The organism is Aromatoleum sp. (genome assembly GCF_032027225.1).
Lineage (GTDB): Bacteria > Pseudomonadota > Gammaproteobacteria > Burkholderiales > Rhodocyclaceae > Aromatoleum.
In genome coordinates, this window is sequence record NZ_JAVSMM010000004.1 from 137,040 (window position 1) to 153,785 (window position 16,746).

A 16,746-nucleotide genomic window follows, 5' to 3' on the forward strand; every position below is an offset into this window, starting at 1 on the left:
TCAGGGCTTGACCGGGTGAAACACGCGCGAGACGTACGCGACGATCGCGTCGATCTCGTCGGCCTTCAGCACCGATTTCCACGCCGGCATCGACGTGTTCGGCAGCCCCTCGCGGATCGTGTGCGCGAGCCGCCCGCGCGTCATGTCGCGCATGAACGCAGGGTCGGTGAGATCTCGCGGATGCGGCTCCATGAAGCTGCCGATCCAGTTTTTCCCGGTGCCGGTCGCTCCGTGGCAGAACGCGCAGTTCGCCTGATAGAGCTTCTCGCCACGCTTCTCGCCGGGCGACAACCCCGCCACCTCGGGGACGACGTCGTGCAGTTGATACGGGCTCGCACTCGCGATCGCGTCGACCTTGGTCGGCGGCGCGGACGTGTAATCGCCCGGGTCGAAATGATTGCGCGGATAGGACAGCGGCCTCCCGCCCCACACCGGCCCGGGGTCTTCGGTGCGGGCATGGTCGTGGCACGAGATGCACGTCGTCAGGAAGAGGCGCTTGCCCCGCTGCTCGTCCGGGTTCAACTGCTCCCAAGGCCGGTCGAGCGGAATCTTGCCGCTCGCGAACGGAAAGGCGAGCTTGTTGCGCTCGTGATTCGGCCAGCCGTTCGCGGCGGTGTGATAGCGCGTGTTCTCGGCCTTGCCGCGGATGAATTCCACGCGCACGAAATCGACGACGAGTTCGATGTCCGACTCGGAAATGATCCCCTTGAAACCCTTCATCGCCGTGCCCGGCTTGCCGTCGCGGACGGCGTCGACCATCTGCTTGCGGCTGATCGACTTCTCGTCGTCGCGCGTGAAATCGCGCGGTTTCGGCGCGAGGTAGGTGGTCGCGAGCGTCTTCGCGTCGCCGGAATAGCCGTGGCAGAAGTAGCAGCGGAAGTTATAGATCTTGCGTCCGGCTTCGTGCCGTGCGTCGTCGGTACGCCCGCCCCCGGCGAACGTCGGCGCGGCGGACAGGACGGCCAGCGCCGTCATGAGTCCGCCTGCCCAGGCACGGAACGTCATTTCGCCTTCGCCACTGCCTTTTCGTCGGACCGGATGAAGCTGCGGAACACGAATTCCGACACGTTCGCGATTTCCTGCTCGGTCAGGACCTTGCCCCATGCAGGCATCTCGGTGCCGTTGCGGCCGAAGAACGTCGCCGCATAGATCGCCGGCCGGTTCAGCGTCAGGCGCGAGCGCTCGTCGAGGAAATTGCGCGGCACCGGGCGGATGAAGTAGGCCCGCTTGCCCTGCCCGTCGCCATTCGCACCATGGCATTCGGCGCAGTTCGCGAGGTAGAACGCCTTGCCCTTCTCGCTGTCGCCCTTCAGCCCCGAGGGAAATCCGAGCTTCATGTCGGCGCGCTCGTCGGGCGCGACGGACCTGCGCTCGGGAAGCGGTGCGGCGATCGGCGGAACCGGGGCGCGGGATGCAGCGGGCGTTGTCGCCTCCACGCCCGATCCGTGCCCTTTGCCGCCGACAGCCGGCGCGGGTGCGGCCGGAGCGACCGACTGCCCGTTCTTGCCGGCGGTCGTGCCGGACGTCCCGGAAATCCCCGAAAGCGTGCCAGCGGAAATGGCGGCGCCGCGATTGACGATCTCGTTATGGACGTAATCGGCGAGCGCGCCGAGCTGCTCGGCGTTCAGGCGGCTCTTGTAGCCGACCATCGCGGTGCCCGGCTTGCCGTTCGTAATCACGTGCAGCAGATAATCGCGGGGCAGCGACGCGACTTTGGTCAGGTCGCGCGGCGGCGGATTCAGACTCATGATGGCCTTCGAGTTGCCATCGCCGCGGTCGCCATGGCACACCGAACAGTACTCGTGATAGAGCACGTCCGCCTTGATCGGGGCGGCGGTCGCCGCGAAGCTCGCCACGACGCCGAGACAAGCCACGCTCCCGCGGACGGCTCGCCTGAATTGTTGGTTGTGAGTCACAAAAAACCTCGAAGTCGAAAAACCGCTTCGATGATGCAAGAACCGGTCCGGATCGTGAATCGTGGAATTGGCATGTGCGTTGCTTAAGTCGCACACCCTCACTATTCAGTTGCCGCGCCGTGCCGACGACGTCCTCGAAGCTTCCATACATGTATCGGTTCATCGCTGCTGTCGGCTTTGTGTTCGCGCTGCTCGTCGCGGGCCCGGCGACGGCCGACGGCAAGGCCGTTTATACCCAGATCTGTCGCGCCTGCCACGCGACCGGCGTCGCCGGCGCCCCCGTCGTCGGCGATCGTACCGCCTGGGCGGCGCGCCTGCCGCGCGGGTTCGAGGCGCTGCTCGAATCCGCGCTACGCGGGAAGGGCGGGATGCCGCCGAAAGGCGGCCACGCCGGCCTGACCGACACGCAGGTCCGCGAGGCCGTCGAGTACATCGTCTCTGCTTCGAAATGAGCCGAAGCCGCGGAGCCGCCCCGTCGCAAGACCCGCCGCGTCGGCCCCTCCCGAAGTTGAGAACGCCATTCCCCGCTTTGGAAACAGCGCATGAGCCGGCCAAGAACAACAGCCCTGTCGCCCCCCGTCATGCGCCTTTTCATCTGTTTTCCGCTGCTTGCGGCGGTCCTCGCCATGGGCCTCGCGCTGCGGGGCGGCAATGTCTACGGCCAGCGGATGGATATGCGCGGGACGCCGCACAACCTCGCGCGCGGCCAGAACATCGAGATTACCGATCCGCGACAGATTTGCGTTTTCTGCCACACGCCGACCGACAGCGACCATTCGGATGCGATGACGCCCCAATGGCAGCCGTCGGTTCCGGCCGACGAGCCCTTCATCATGTTCGACGACATCGGACAGATGGGGCAGGCAGGTCGCGAGGCCGTGGGATCGCAATCGGTCGCGTGCCTGTCGTGCCACGACTCCACGCAAGCTTTCGGGATCGCCGGCGGCATCGAGGACCATCCGTTCGCCGTGCCCTACCGCGGCGCACTCACCCCCGAACAACGCCAGCGCGCCCGCGAGGAAGCAGCGAAGGAAGGCCGGCTCACGAACCCCGGCCGCATGGTCAAGTTCAACGCGGAGTTTCGCGAAGCGACGCGAGGCGTCGTCGACAGCCGCCCGGTCTGGTGGGTCTCGAAGACCGGCGCCTCCGCCCAGCGCGGCCGTCTCGACGTCCCGCTCTACGTGCGACTCGATCCGGCGGATCAGGCCGAAATCCCGTTCATCGAATGCGCGAGCTGCCACGACCCTCACAGCGTGCGGCCCCATTTCCTACGCACCGATACCGCCGCAAGCGACCTCTGCATGACCTGCCATGTGAAGTAGGTGTTCGCGTCAACCGCCGCCCGGAGCCGCTCGTTCCAGGCTCCCTGTCATGCCCAAGACCCGGACCGACATGAAACTGCCCATCCCGCCCCTTTTCCGTCACGCCTCCTGCCGCCCGTCGGTGTCCCGCGCGCAGTTCGCGAAACGCGCGCTCGCGCTGTGCGCCGGTCTCGCACTGCTCGGCGGCTGCGCCCAACTTCCCGACGACCTGGCTGCGTCGGACAAGCCGGCCGCTCCGCTGGTGTTCCCCGCCCCTCCGGACGAACCGCGCTTCGTCTATGAGCGGACTTTCACGAACTCGACCGACGTCGTGGCGGACAACAAGGACGACGCCTTTCGGCGCATGGTCACCGGTGCTCAGCGCGGCGGCCACTTCATGACCAAGCCGTATGCCGTCGCCGCGCACCGCGGCCGTGTTTTCGTTTCGGACAGCGCCGAGCGCAGCGTCAAGGTTTTCGATGTGCCGGGCGGGAAGTTCTTCACGATCGGCGAGGAAGAGCCCGGCATGCTGATCAAGCCGCTCGGTCTCGACGTCGACCGCGCCGGCCGGCTGTACGTCGCAGATGCGACGCAGAAGACGGTCTTCATATACGACCGCGACGGCAAGTTCCTGCGCAAGATCGGCGGCACGGATCTGTTCGACCGCATTTCGAGCGTCACCGTCGACCCCTCGGGGCGACAGATCTACGTCGTCGACATCGGCGGCGTGAAATCCGAAAACCACCGCGTGCGGGTGTTCGAGACCGCGACCGGCCGACACGTGATGGACATCGGCAAGCGCGGCAACGGCCCCGGCGAATTCAACCTGCCGCGCGACATGGCGATCGGCAAGGAGGGTCGTCTTTACGTCGTCGACGGCGGCAACTTCCGCGTGCAGGTGTTCAACGCGGACGGCAGCTATCGCGAGAGTTTCGGCGCGGTCGGCCGCCAACTCGGCAACTTCGCCCGTCCGAAGGAAATTGCGACCGACGCGGACGGCAACGTCTACGTCGCCGACGCTGCGTTCGGAAACTTCCAAATCTTCACCGCGGACGGCGAACTCCTGATGTACGTCGGCTCGCGTTCGGAACAGGGCGGGCCGGCGCGCTACATCCTCCCGTCTGGCATCGCCGTCGACGAGGATGGGCGCGTGTTCTTCGTCGATCAGTGGTTCGCGAAGGTCGACGTGTTCCGTCCGTACGAGCTCGCCGTCGACCAGGGTTTCCTCGTGCCGCGAACGACAGCCGCCGCGGCGAAATAGCGAAGCTCGCGTATCCGCTCCCACATCCGGGAATATGCCGATTCCATTTCCTGAAAGCGCGATAACGCGGCGCGTTTTCCGGGCTAAAAGCGGCGTTTATCCAAGAGTTTTTTATTTATTTTCATACCCTTACCTGATCGCACATTTTCCTGCGCGGCAACGAAATCCACGTGGACCGGAACCTGCTAGATGTGCTCTGCAGGACCTGTTCTGCAAGTGAGATCGAAACCGCGGCCGTCTGCGAAATCGGGTGGCCTCCGGTTAGAAACCAACTGACCATCCATCGGGGGTTACCAATGAGAAAAATACTGGGAAAAACGCTCGCGCTGGCCGCGCTGGCGCTGATAAGCGGGAGTGCCGCCGCCGGCATCGAGAACACGAAACACAACCTGTCGTCGACCAATAACATCGGGACGGTGGGCACGGACGTCGCGAACAAGACGAGCAACACCGACCAGATCTGCGTGTTCTGCCACACGCCTCACGGTGCGAACACCAGCGCCCCGGCGCCGTTGTGGAACAAGACGCTGCCGAGCACCACGTATACGACCTACGCCACGATGAACTCGTCGACGATCGACGGCGAAATTCTCGCAGTCGGTTCGGTGTCGCTCGCCTGTCTGTCCTGCCACGACGGCACGCAAGCGATGGACAACATGTTCAATGCCCCGGGTAGCGGCGCCGGCGTGGGCACCGGCGCCGCCGGTGTGAGCCAGGGTTACACGTGGACCGGCACCGGTCAGACCACGGGAAAGATCACCGGCATCGCGAACCTCGAAGCCGACCTTAAGAACGATCACCCGATCGGCATCGAATACTGCGGTGGCGGCATCACCGGGACGGGTACGACGGTCAGCGGAAGCTGCAAGGATCTCGACTTCAAGGGCGCGACGGACATCAAGACCAAGAGCGTCAACAGCCAGCAGGTGTTCTGGATCGACCGCGGCACGAGCACCGGTGTCCGCGACAAGGAAGACATCATCCTCTACACCCGCACCTTTGCCGGCGGCGCCGGCCCGTCGGTCGAGTGCGCGTCCTGCCATGACCCCCACGTCGAGACCAAGAACACCGACAACGTGAACTTCATGCGGGTCACGACGAAGAACAGCGATATCTGCCTCGCCTGCCACACGAAGTAAGCACCGCGTGCGGTCCGCAGCGGTATCGGACCGCCGCTTTCCGAAAGGGTCGGGCAAGGAGGACTAGCCCGGCCCTTTTTTCACCGGCCTCGTTCCTCGCGTGCCCGGATCCTGAAAAGTCCTCGACAGGAACAAGTCGCCTCGATGAAAACCCCAGCCCTCAAATTTCTGACGCTCCTGCCGGCAGCGATGCTCGCCTGCGCCACCTACGCGCAGGACGCGAAACCCGCCGCTGCGAGCACGACGGTCGCGCCCGCGAGCCACGTCACGTCCCCGCCCTTCGCCGCCGTCGTCAACGACACCGTGATCAGCTCGTCCGAATTCGATGCCGCGGCGAACGAAGCGGCACGGAAGAAGTTCTATCACGGCACGCCGCCGGAAGGCGCGATCGATCAACTCGTCCGCGACGTCGCGAACTCGATGATCGATCGCCTGCTGCTCGTCGACGAGATCAAGCGCCAGGGACTCAAGCCCGACGCCAAGGCGATCGACGCCAAGATCGCCGACTTCGACCGGCGCTATGGCTCGAGCCCCCGCTGGCAGCAGGAGCGCGCGAGCATCCTGCCGAAACTGCACGAGCGGCTGGAGCAGGACGACATGCTCGAGGCGTTGGAGGCGAAAATCCGCAAGGTGGCCGCCCCCGCCGAAGACAAGGTCCGCGCCTATTACAAGGCCAACTCCGAGAAATTCACCGAACCGGAAAAGATGCGGGTGTCGGTGATCGTGCTGAAGGTCGACCCTTCGTCGCCGACTGCCGCGTGGCAGGCTGCTGCGACCGAAGCGGGCGCACTGCGCATGCAGCTCGTCGAAGGCGGGGCGGATTTCGCTGCGCTCGCTCGCAAACATTCGGCCGACGACTCGGCAGCGCAAGGCGGCGACCTCGGCTACCTCCACCGCGGCATGCTGCCCGAAGGCATCCAGGAAAAGATCGACGACATGAAGCCGGGTGATCTTTCCGAGCCGACGCGCATTCTTCAGGGTTACGCGCTGTTCCGCTACGAAGCGCATCAGGCTCCGAAACATCATGACTTTGCGACGGTCCGCACGCGCGCGACCGATCTGCTGATGCGCGAACAGTCCGAAGCAGCCTGGACGCAGTTCGTCGCACGCTTGCGCAAGAACGCCCGGATCGAACTCAACACCCAGCGTTACGCAGCCTTGGGCAAGCCGAACCAGCCGGTGAAGTAAGTCCGCGGGTATGGATGTCGCGTCGCACGATTCGCCGTTCGAGTGAAACGATGTCCTTCCAATGGACAGGCTCGCGCTCACCGGGCCATGTTGGCTGGATGGCCCTCGTTCCGCTCGTCGGCGGAATGCTGATGGCGGCAGCGTGGTCGACGCACGCGGCGGATTCGGCCGCAGACGCTGAACGGCCGCCACGGCTGCGCCTCGCGCTGGCGCTCGAAAGCCTGTCCTCCAGTTCGCCTCCGGGCTCCAGCCGCCACGCGGGTGTTCCCGCACCGAGCGCGAACGCCACGAACACTTTCGCGCCACCGCTGCGGCTCGCGACGTCACTGCTGGCCAGAGTCGGCCCGACCTCGCCGGAGGAACCGCCCGACAAATCCGATCGAGGCCTTCCTCCGCCCCCGGGCCGCCGCGAAGACCCGGGCACCCCGTCGCCGCGGCCGAGCGAGCGCAGCGACGCATCGCGCGGGGGGCCGCAAACCCGGCCGGCCACACCGAACTCCCCTGCCACCGTCGAACCGGAAAACGCACTGCGCCCGGCAACTCCGGCGTCCGCGCAAATCGCCGCGCGCGCCGCCCCGGCTAACGCCGAGGGAGCAATTGCAGCCTCCGTCCAAGGGGACGGCGAATTCCTGCCTGCCGACGTACTCGACCCGCCGTTGCCGACGACTCGTCCGCAGCCCGGAAGCCCGGCCGGCAGCGGCTTCGGAGCACCGAGCAGCCCCAAACGAAAGTGGGGCGTCCCGCCGATCAGGTGGGGCGGGTCACTGAGCGCAGGATTCCGCCGCCGCAGTGCGGACGAAAGCGACACGTCGAGCGAGCAGGTATATGAAACGCGGCTCCGCGCGAGCTCGTTCATCATGCAGCCATACATCGCGCTCGTCTCGGGTGACTTCGGCCTGACGATGTTGCGCAGCCAGACCGACGACGCGGCGAGCAGCAACCTCACGGGCACGTCGATCAACGGCACGGGTACGCTCAATGTCTTTCCGCAAAGCCGTTTTCCGTTCCAGGCCTCGCTCGCGCTGTCCGACAGCCGCAGCGACGGCTCGATTACCAGCAGCAACGTTCAGCGTCGCCGGCTGGCGCTACAGCAGGATTACCGGCCGATGGTAGGCACGTGGCGCACCTCGGGCCAGTTCGACCGCAGCGAGCTGACGGGCGACTTCGGGGTGGACACGGTCGACCGCATCGGCGCGTCCTTCAGCGGCACGCTCGGCCAGCACAGCTTCACGACCAATGGCTCGTTCTCGCGCAACGAGAGCCGCGATCAGACCACCGACGATCTCTTCGTCCTCGGCTCTCACGGCTACCGCTTCAGCGACGCGACGACGGTCGACACCAGCGCAACCTTCACGCGCCAGGCGTACGAGCTCGGCGAATCGGATTTCCGGTTCGACGGAAACACCCAGAGCGCCCAGCTCTTTAGCTACCTCTCCTGGACGCCGACCGACTCCCCGTGGCGGGGGACGGCGAACGCCAGGTATTTCCAGACGGATAGCCGGAGCAGCGGCACCTCGTACGACAGCCGCAATGTCGGCGGCTCGGCGAGCCTGAGCTACGTCGCGAGCCGCAACCTCAACCTCTTCGGCAGCATCGGCGCGAATTCGGCCGGTAGCGGTGAGATGAGCACCAATCAGAACCTGGGACTGAATTACAGCGCCGATCCTGTCACCTTCGGCCGCAACAACGTCTACAACTGGTTCGGCAGCTCTTCGCTGTCGAATTCGACATCATCGGAAGGCGAAGCCACGCGCGCCGCGAACGCGTCCGTCGGGCACTCGCTGAGCCGCAACTGGCAGCCGAACGCGTACTCCTTCCTGAACGGCAGCCTGAACCAGTCGGTCGGCAGCAGCCGCAGCAACGGCCTCGGCTCGGTCAGTTCCAGCACGCTGAGCCATGGAGCAAGCCTCAGCCTTCAGGCCAACGCCGGCGACCGGCTGTCCGGCTTTCTCAGCACGAGCGTGTCGGATAGCCGCGTCACCGGCGACAGCCCGAGCACTTTCCAGATGCTGAACGTGCAGCTGAGCGGGCGCTGGCGCATCAGCGCATATTCGGAACTGAACTCGAACCTCACCTGGCAGCTGTCGCGCCAGGAATCCTCGGCGCAGAACGAGTTCCTGCTGATCGACGAGTTCGGCAATCCCGTTTTCATCGACACCACCAAGCGATCGCGCAACAGCAGCATCTCCGGCAACCTCGGCTACAGCCACAACCGTGCGTTCGGGCTGCGCGGCATGCGCTACACCGCGGACTTCCGCGCCAACACCGCGCGCGACAACGCCCGGCGCCGCGGGGACCCCGACGCGGAGCGCGAGCCCGACCGCACGACGCTCGATCTCGATCAGCGCCTGCGCTACAGCATCGGGCGGCTGGACACGGAACTGCAGCTGCGGGTCGCCGAGATCGAAGGCCGTCGCAGCGAGCTCCTGTTCTTCCGCGTGAATCGTCATTTCGGTGCGTACTGAGCGACCGGTTCCGCCGAACGCGGCGCCTGGGTTAAGCTCGGCAACTTCCGTGCGAACCCGGTGCCGAACCTGGCCCGCCGAACACGCTGCAATTCGAATCTGGAGTCAGCTTTACGATGTGCAAGACCCTGTCCGTGACGAAGTCCTTCCTGTCACGGCAACTCCCGGCCCTGCTCTGGCTCTGTCTGATTGCGCTGCCCGTCGCCGCCCAGCAGACCTGGCAACCGATCGCGAAGGACGGTCTGCGCGATCCGGGGAGTCCCGCGGTGAAGCTGCTGCAGCCGCCGGGCGAAGCGCTGTCGCAGTTCGCTCCCGACACTGCCGGCAACCAGGTGCGCTGGGTGAAGGCACTCGAACAGGGGCAGATCAATCCGCGCAGCAGCCTGCGTACGGAGACGAACGTACAGACCTACGAGCGCGACATGTTCCTGAACCTGCGCGGCGGCATGCCGATCGTCCGCTTCCCGCACGGAATCCATACGCGCTGGCTCGATTGCACCAACTGCCACGACAACCTATTCCGGAAGGAAGCGGGGGCGACGAAGATCAGCATGTTCCTGATCCTGCAGGGCGAGCAGTGCGGTGTCTGCCACGGGGCGGTCGCCTTTCCGCTGACCGAGTGCGGACGTTGCCACAACACGAAGCGGGAAGACGCGCTCGCCGACCTCGAACAGGAAGCCGCGAAGTCGGGCATGGCGCTTCCGCCGAAGCTGCCGACGGCAATGGTGGCGCCGGAGCGAAAAGCGGAGCCGGCGAAATGACACGTTCACGCCGGCGGGCGGGCGCGCTTTCACTAGTCCTGCGGCAAGCCCTGCTCTGCCTCGCGCTGATCGTCGCATTCGTGCCGGGTGCGGCCGACGCCGAGTACGGCGACGTCGTGCTCAATCGCTTCGCGGAAAAGGAAGGGATGCGGCCGGTGATCTTTCCCCACTGGTTCCATCGCATCCGCTTCCGCTGCAAGGTTTGTCATTTCGAGCTCGGCTTCAAGATGCGCGCAGGGTCCAACGAGGTGAAAATGAATGACATCATCGAAGGCCGCTTCTGCGGCATGTGCCACGACGGCCAGCTCGCGTGGTCGGTCGAAAACTGCGACCTTTGCCATTCGGGCAAGGCTGGCCTGCCCCCCGGGATCTTTGGCGGACATGAAACCCTCGGCCCCGGTCGCTGGTAAGCCCATGGCAACCGTTGCGCGCTCGATGACGGCCATGCTGCTTGCCGCAACGGCCCTGCTGGCCCATGCCGGCGCGCCTGCAGGGGACGTCGCAACCGACCTGCTCGCGCCCCAGGGCGTCATCAGCGGCGGTTTCAGCGTCCCGGCCGTTCGTGGCGCCGGGCAGCCGCCGTCGGGCCAGTACGTCAAGCTCGTCTATCCGTCGTCGCTGTCGGCGACGGGGCCCGACCTGTACGTCGCCGACAGCGGTCTTGCGCGCCTGTTGCGCATCGACACGATCACCCAGTCGGTCGCGCAGCTCGCGCCATTGCCGGCGCTGCCCGGCGTACGCGTGAAGAGCGGCCCGGACGGCACGGTGTATGTCCTGCGGCCCGACCGCGGCGAGGTCGCCCGGCTGAGCCGCGAAGGCCGGCCGCTGGCGAGCTTTTCGTCGACGTTCGAGATCCTGCAGCCGTCCGATCTGGTCATCGAGCCGACGCTCAACCAGATCTGGATCGCCGATGCCGCCGGGGGCGTCTTCGCATTCCATTCATCCGGACGGATGAGCCAGCCGATCGCCGGCAGCCGCGAAGGTTTTGCGACCGAGGAAGCGGGCGCGACGCTGCTCGCCGCCAGCCCGCAACGCGTCGTCGGCATCGACCCGCGCTGCCGCTGTGTCATCGAGTTCGACCGCGACGGCCTGGTGATGGCGCGTTTCGGTGAAGGGGAAATCGTCAATCCGCAGGGCATCGCGCTCGACGGGTATGACCGCGTGTGGATCGTCGACCGCGGAGACCAGCGCCTGAAAGTGTTCGACGGCGACCTGCTCGCGTTCACGATTCCCGCTTCGCGCCTCGGCCTGACCGACGTCACCGCGATCACGATCGACCATCAGCGGGCTTACGTCGCAGACGGCCCGGGCGGCCGCATCGGCGTCTTCGCAATTCTCCCGCCCCCGGCGGGAGCACGCTGATGCGCCGGCGCCTCCCGCCTCTCGCGGCCTGCCTGTTCGTCGCGCTCGCGGCCGCGCTGGCGGGCTGCGCGACGAACAGCAAGCCGGCGCGGCTGCACTACGGGCTGGGCGACGCGCCCGAGGGCAGACGCATCATGTGGCCCCCCGAACCCGAGCCGCCGCGCTATCAGTTCGCGGGGCAGCTGACGGGCGAGGAGAATTTCGTCCGCGAGGAAGGAAAGAGCGGCGTCGCGGGATTCCTCGCGTGGGTCGTCGGGCTGTTCGAGAGAGAATCCCCGAACGTGCTGCAACGACCGCAGGCGGTCGTGGGCGACGGCGCGGGCCGGATCTTCGTCACCGATGTCAGTCGCGCCGCGGTGGTGGTGTTCGATGAACCTGCCGGCGAGCTGAAAGTCTGGGAGTACGCGCAGGGGCTGCGGCGGTTCGTCGCGCCGATCGGCATCGCGGTCGCGGCCGACGGCGGCGTCTGGGTCGCCGACGCCGAGCTCGGCGTGATCGCCCGTCTCGACCGCGACGGCGCGCCGCTCACGCCGATCGGCTACGGCATGCTGCAACGCCCGACCGGCCTCGCCCGCGACCCGGCGACCGGCGAACTCTACATCTCCGATACTTACGCTCACGACATCAAGGTGTTGAGCGAAGACGGCCGGCTGCTGCGCACGATCGGCGAACGCGGCGAGGCACCGGGCGAGTTCAATTTCCCGACGCATCTGGCGATCGCCGGCGGCAAGCTGTACGTGACCGACACGATGAACAGTCGCGTGCAGGTCTTCCCGCTGCCCGAAGGCGAGCCGCAGGTCGTCGGCCAGCGCGGGCTCTATTACGGCAACCTCGTGCGGCCGAAAGGGGTCGGCGTCGACAGCGATCGCAACATCTACATCGTCGAGTCGTATTACGACAACCTGCTGATCTTCAACGAGGCGGGCGAATTCCTGATGCCGATCGGTGGCGTCGGCCAGACGACCGGCAAGTTCTATCTGCCTTCGGGCGTGTGGGTGGATCCGTTCGACCGCGTCTTCGTCGCGGACACCTTCAACGGCCGCATCACGGTGTTCAAGTATCTCGGCGGCGCGAAGGCCGACGGCGAATAAGCAGCCGGTCGGAACAGGATGGATGTGGAAGTGAATCACAAGGATGTCGCGCCGCCGGGCGAAGCCGGCGCCGGGGCGCCGACGGCTGCGGATCGAGGCGAGCCGGGGCTGCTGCGGCGGCTCGCGTCACTTCGGTTGACGCTCGCGCTGCTCGCGCTGCTCGCCGTCGGCATCCTGGTCGCGCAACGCTTCGAGGAGGCGCGGACGTGGCCGATCGTCGTGCCGCTCGCACTGCTCGCGGCGAACCTGCTCGCAGCGATTGCGACCAACGGCGTCTTTCGCCGCCAGACGGCGCTGCTGGTGTTCCATCTCAGCCTCGTCGCGCTGGTGCTGCTGATTGCCGCCGGCCGCCTGACCTACCTGAAGGGCCACGTCGGCATCACCGAAGGCGCGAGCTTCGATGGTGAACTTGCGATCGACGAGCGCGGTCCATGGCACACCGGCGACCTCGACGCCGTCCAGTTCACGAACGAAGGCTTCACCATCGACTACGCCCCTGGTTGGCAGCGCGGTGCAACCCGGAACACGGTGCGCTGGCAGGATGGCGACGGGCACTGGCAACAGTCGGTGATCGGCGACCAGGAGCCGCTGATCCTCGCCGGCTTTCGCTTCTACACGACGTTCAACAAGGGCTTCGCGCCGACCTTCGCGTGGCAGCGGGACGGCGCGCCGACGGTGCATGGCTCGGTCCAGCTGCCCTCGTATCCGCTGAACGAGTTCAGCCAGGCGGCCGAATGGACCCCGCCGGGCAGCCGAGTCGCAGTGTGGGCGATGCTCGACATCGACGAGGTCGTGATCGACCCGGAAGCGAGTTCCGCGTTCCGCCTGCCGCAAGCGTACACACTGGTGGTGCGCGTGGGCACCGATCGTCACGAGATGCGCCCGGGCGACACGCTGCGGCTGCCGGACGGGATGCTGACGTTCGACGGCCTGTGCGGCTGGATGGGATACCGCGTGTTCTACGACTGGACGCTGCCGTGGCTGCTCGCCGCGGGAGCGGTCGCGGTCGTCAGTCTGGGCACCCACTTTTGGCAGAAATTCGCGGCGAAGCCGTGGGATCGATGAGCATGGAATTCGAGTTGCAGATTCTCTGGGCGGCTGTCGTCGCGTACGTGCTGGCCGGCGTGACCGCGGTGATCGGAGTGATCCTCGGCAAACGGCCGGAGCGGACGGTGCTCGCGCAGAGCGTCGCCGGGCTCGCGCTGCATGCGTCGTCGATCGGCTTGCGCTGGGAGCGGCTAGGCCACGGGCCGTTCATCACGATGTTCGAGATCCTGTCGTCGAACGTCCTGAGCCTGATGCTCGCCTATACGCTCGCGTACTGGCGCATCCCGCGCATCCGCGCGTCGGCGGCAATCGTGCTGCCCCTGATGTTCGTGATGCTCGGCTGGCTGATGGTCGCGCATCCGGGCGAAGGCCACTATCCGCCGACATACAACACGCCGTGGCTGTATATCCACATCGGTCTCGGCAAGGTGTTTCTCGGCGCCGTGCTCGTCGCCGTCGGCGTCTCGTGCGTGATCCTGTTGCGGCGCGCCGGCCTCGGCCTGCGCCGCCTCGCCCAGTTGCCGGGCGACCGCCAGCTCGACGAGCTCGCGTTCCGGTGCATGGCGATCGGCCTCGTCTTCCACTCGCTGATGCTGATCGCCGGCGCGATCTGGGCGCAGGACGCATGGGGCCGCTACTGGGACTGGGATCCGCTCGAAACCTGGGCCTTCGTCACGTGGCTGACCGTCGCCTTCACGCTGCACGCGCGCGTTGCGTTCCGGGTGTCGCCGGCGGCCCACGCGACGATGATCCTCGCGGTGTTCGTGATCGCGTTCCTGACCTTCTTCGGCGTGCCCTTCGTCTCGATGACACCGCATCAGGGGGCCGTGTGACGACATCCACGTCGATCCCCGCGCCGGTCTCGCAGCGCTGGCTTGCACTCGCAGTCGCGTCGCTCGGCCTGTCGGCCATCGCGGCGCTCGCGCTCGCACTCGCGCGCACGCCGGTCCTCACCGCCCTGGTCGGCAGCGACGTCTTCCCGCGCGCGCTGGTCGTACACGTCAATCTCGCGACGCTGATCTGGTACGTGGCTATGGCCGGAACGCTGTGGACCGAGCGTGTCTCCGGCCGGCGCACGACGGCAGCGGAGATCGCGTTCGCACTCGCGCTCACCGGCATGCTCGGCGTCGTCGCGACCGGTTTCGCGTCGGCGGGCGCCCCGATGCTCGCGAACTATGTCCCCTACCTGCAAAGCTCTGGGTTTCTCACGTCGCTCGGCTGCTTCGCCGCGGGCGGTCTCGCGACCGCGCTGCTTTCCATGCGGCGACCTCTCGACGCGATCGACTGGGGTTTCACCCTCGCGCGCCTGCCGTTCGTGATGGGCGCGGCCTACGTGCTGCTCGACCTCGGCAACGGCGCCTCGCTCGGCGACGCGCTGTGGGGCGCCGGGCACGTGTTGCAGTTCGGCTACGTCACGCTGCTGATGGCGATCTGGCTGCGGCTCGTCGAGCGCAGCGGCGGACGCGGGTTGCAGGCTTTCGTCGCGGTGCCGCTGTTCGCGGCTGCGGCCCTGCCATCGATCGTCGGTCCGGGGCTGCTGCTGTCCGGCGCGCCGCCCGCCGAGCTCCACGCCTTCCACACGCAGCTGATGCGCGTCGCCAACTGGCCGGCGCCGCTGCTGTTCGGACTTCTGCTTTGCCGGCACGGCGCGTGGCGCACTGCCGGCGTGGTCCCGTCGCTCGCCCTGCTCGTCATCGGGCTCGCCGCCGGCGCCGCGATCGACGCGCAGACGACGATGGTGCCCGCGCATTACCACGGTACGATCGGCGCCTTTACGCTCGCGCTGATGGCCGTCGCGCTCGCACGCGTCCCGCCCGCTGGCGCACGTGCGCACTTCTCGCACTCCGATCGGAAGCCGCTCGTTTTTTATGCCGCCGCGAACGCGACTCTGATCGCCGGGCTCGCGTGGAGCGGCGCGCTCGGCGCGCCGCGCAAGACCGCGTTCATCGCCGCCGGCTCGGATCTCGCCCCCACCCTCGCCGCCGCCCTGACCGGCCTCGGCGGTGTCGCGACGGTGGGCGCCATCGGCTTTTTCGTCACCGTCGTCGTTTCCCGGAAACTCCGCCCATGTTCGCCCCGTCCGCTGCAAGCCCCGCGTCCGACCAACGCCCCGTCCGCCGCGACGTCCGTCGCCGAGCGCTGACGATCACCGCCGCCGCGACGCTCGCGCTCGGCGTCGCGATCGCGTGGGGTCCGCAACTCGCGTCCCAGCTCGACCCGCCCGACCTCCGGTTCAACGAGATCGTCGATGTCTCGCGTCCGATCGAACGGCTGGATGACCGCGCCCTTCGCGCCCGCTTCGAGCAGGGCGTGATGATGCTGCACATGCGTCAGCACGAATACGCGGTCATCGCATTTCACGAAGTGCTGGCGGCCGCGCCCGAGCTGCCGGAAGCACATGTGAACATGGGGTTCGCGCTGCTCGGCCTCGGCCAGTGGGCCCAGGCGCGCAGCTTCTTCGAGTCGGCGATCGAGCTGCGCCGCGATCAGATCAACGCGTATTACGGCCTCGGCGTCGCGCTGAGCGAGCTCGGCAATCTGTCCGGGGCGATCGGCGCGATGCAGTCGTATGTGCATCGCGCACCGGCCGATGATCCATTCCTTCCGCGCGCCGAAGCCGCGTTGTGGGAGTGGCGCGAAGCTGCTGCGCCCGCCGGGCCCGAAACGGCGGGACGCTGAGCGCGGCTGTCGCAGTGATCGTGATTTGCGCCGCTGGGGCGCCCGCCGGGCCCCAAACGGTAGGACGCTGAGCGGCCGCCGCGCGCAGGTGCCCTACCGCCGGCGCGCGCGAACGACCGCGCTTCATCCGCAACGCCAGACTTCCCTTCTTCGACGAGCTGCACGCAGTCCCCGCCGCAGCGGCGTACGACGTATTTCCGCGATTCGTCCGCTTCCCACTGCTGAGAACGCTTTCCTGCGACTGACACTCGTGCTCGGCCGCCCGGCACGGCTCATTGCGATTGCGGCGGCGTGACGGCAGCGATACGGGGCTCGCGACCGTTCGGGCTTGGGCGCAATGCAAAAGGCAAGATGGGTGTGCTTCTTGCTTTTGCCCCGTATCCGGCACCCCGCGTCGCCTTTCGATGGCTCGAAAGCCCCATCGGCGGAGCGAATCGGAGCGCCGAATCATTCATGCCAAACTCATACTCCCATATGCCGGCCTTGGCGTGATTGCTGGAGACGTCTTGTCGTCGGCCGAGGCCCGTCCCTCAGGT

16 protein-coding genes are annotated in these 16,746 nt (G+C 66.9%); 14 read left to right on the forward strand and 2 right to left on the reverse strand.

Annotation, left to right across the window (positions count from 1 at the left end; all coding sequences use genetic code 11):
• Complete coding sequence (locus ROZ37_RS06840) at positions 1 to 1,005, reverse strand: c-type cytochrome (protein ID WP_312658463.1); 1,005 nt, start codon at positions 1,003 to 1,005, stop codon at positions 1 to 3.
• On the reverse strand, positions 1,002 to 1,916 hold the full coding sequence (locus tag ROZ37_RS06845; protein ID WP_312658464.1) for a c-type cytochrome: 915 nt from the start codon (positions 1,914 to 1,916) through the stop codon (positions 1,002 to 1,004). Before ROZ37_RS06845 ends, ROZ37_RS06840 begins: the two co-directional genes overlap by 4 nt.
• A gap of 149 nt (positions 1,917 to 2,065) precedes the next feature.
• Between ROZ37_RS06845 and ROZ37_RS06850 the strand changes: the two genes are divergently transcribed.
• The 14 genes from ROZ37_RS06850 (at position 2,066) to ROZ37_RS06915 (ending at position 16,210) form a co-directional block, all read left to right on the forward strand.
• Positions 2,066 to 2,368 carry a c-type cytochrome gene (locus ROZ37_RS06850; RefSeq protein ID WP_312658465.1) on the forward strand — a complete coding sequence of 101 codons (303 nt, stop codon included), beginning with the start codon at positions 2,066 to 2,068 and terminating at the stop codon, positions 2,366 to 2,368.
• Between the two features lie 90 nt (positions 2,369 to 2,458).
• Positions 2,459 to 3,238, forward strand: a complete 780-nt coding sequence (locus tag ROZ37_RS06855) for a cytochrome c3 family protein (protein WP_312658466.1) — start codon at positions 2,459 to 2,461, stop codon at positions 3,236 to 3,238.
• A gap of 70 nt (positions 3,239 to 3,308) precedes the next feature.
• Entirely contained in the window at positions 3,309 to 4,478 is a 1,170-nt protein-coding gene (locus ROZ37_RS06860) for a 6-bladed beta-propeller (protein ID WP_312658468.1), read from the forward strand.
• A 296-nt stretch (positions 4,479 to 4,774) separates the two neighbouring features.
• A complete protein-coding gene (locus tag ROZ37_RS06865; RefSeq protein ID WP_312658470.1) occupies positions 4,775 to 5,617 on the forward strand; it encodes a cytochrome c3 family protein in 843 nt (280 codons plus the stop codon).
• Positions 5,618 to 5,761: 144 nt separating this feature from the next.
• Positions 5,762 to 6,805, forward strand: coding sequence for a peptidylprolyl isomerase (locus tag ROZ37_RS06870; protein WP_312658471.1), 1,044 nt, complete (start codon positions 5,762 to 5,764; stop codon positions 6,803 to 6,805).
• An 857-nt stretch (positions 6,806 to 7,662) separates the two neighbouring features.
• Complete coding sequence (locus ROZ37_RS06875; RefSeq protein WP_312658473.1) at positions 7,663 to 9,270, forward strand: hypothetical protein; 1,608 nt, start codon at positions 7,663 to 7,665, stop codon at positions 9,268 to 9,270.
• 116 nt (positions 9,271 to 9,386) lie between these two features.
• Positions 9,387 to 10,031: a c(7)-type cytochrome triheme domain-containing protein gene (locus tag ROZ37_RS06880; protein WP_312658475.1), complete on the forward strand. Its 645-nt coding sequence runs from the start codon at positions 9,387 to 9,389 to the stop codon at positions 10,029 to 10,031.
• Complete coding sequence (locus ROZ37_RS06885; protein WP_312658476.1) at positions 10,028 to 10,441, forward strand: c(7)-type cytochrome triheme domain-containing protein; 414 nt, start codon at positions 10,028 to 10,030, stop codon at positions 10,439 to 10,441. Before ROZ37_RS06880 ends, ROZ37_RS06885 begins: the two co-directional genes overlap by 4 nt.
• A gap of 4 nt (positions 10,442 to 10,445) precedes the next feature.
• Entirely contained in the window at positions 10,446 to 11,393 is a 948-nt protein-coding gene (locus ROZ37_RS06890) for a hypothetical protein (protein WP_312658477.1), read from the forward strand.
• Complete coding sequence (locus ROZ37_RS06895; RefSeq protein WP_312658478.1) at positions 11,393 to 12,484, forward strand: 6-bladed beta-propeller; 1,092 nt, start codon at positions 11,393 to 11,395, stop codon at positions 12,482 to 12,484. Before ROZ37_RS06890 ends, ROZ37_RS06895 begins: the two co-directional genes overlap by 1 nt.
• A gap of 30 nt (positions 12,485 to 12,514) precedes the next feature.
• Positions 12,515 to 13,549 carry a cytochrome c biogenesis protein ResB gene (locus tag ROZ37_RS06900; protein ID WP_312658479.1) on the forward strand — a complete coding sequence of 345 codons (1,035 nt, stop codon included), beginning with the start codon at positions 12,515 to 12,517 and terminating at the stop codon, positions 13,547 to 13,549.
• Positions 13,546 to 14,364 carry a cytochrome c biogenesis protein CcsA gene (locus ROZ37_RS06905; RefSeq protein WP_312658480.1) on the forward strand — a complete coding sequence of 273 codons (819 nt, stop codon included), beginning with the start codon at positions 13,546 to 13,548 and terminating at the stop codon, positions 14,362 to 14,364. Before ROZ37_RS06900 ends, ROZ37_RS06905 begins: the two co-directional genes overlap by 4 nt.
• Positions 14,361 to 15,674 (forward strand): hypothetical protein, encoded by a 1,314-nt coding sequence (locus ROZ37_RS06910; RefSeq protein ID WP_312658481.1) that lies wholly within the window; start codon positions 14,361 to 14,363, stop codon positions 15,672 to 15,674. Before ROZ37_RS06905 ends, ROZ37_RS06910 begins: the two co-directional genes overlap by 4 nt.
• A complete protein-coding gene (locus ROZ37_RS06915; RefSeq protein WP_312658482.1) occupies positions 15,599 to 16,210 on the forward strand; it encodes a tetratricopeptide repeat protein in 612 nt (203 codons plus the stop codon). The genes ROZ37_RS06910 and ROZ37_RS06915 overlap by 76 nt, the downstream gene beginning before the upstream one ends.
• Positions 16,211 to 16,746: the final 536 nt, after the last annotated feature.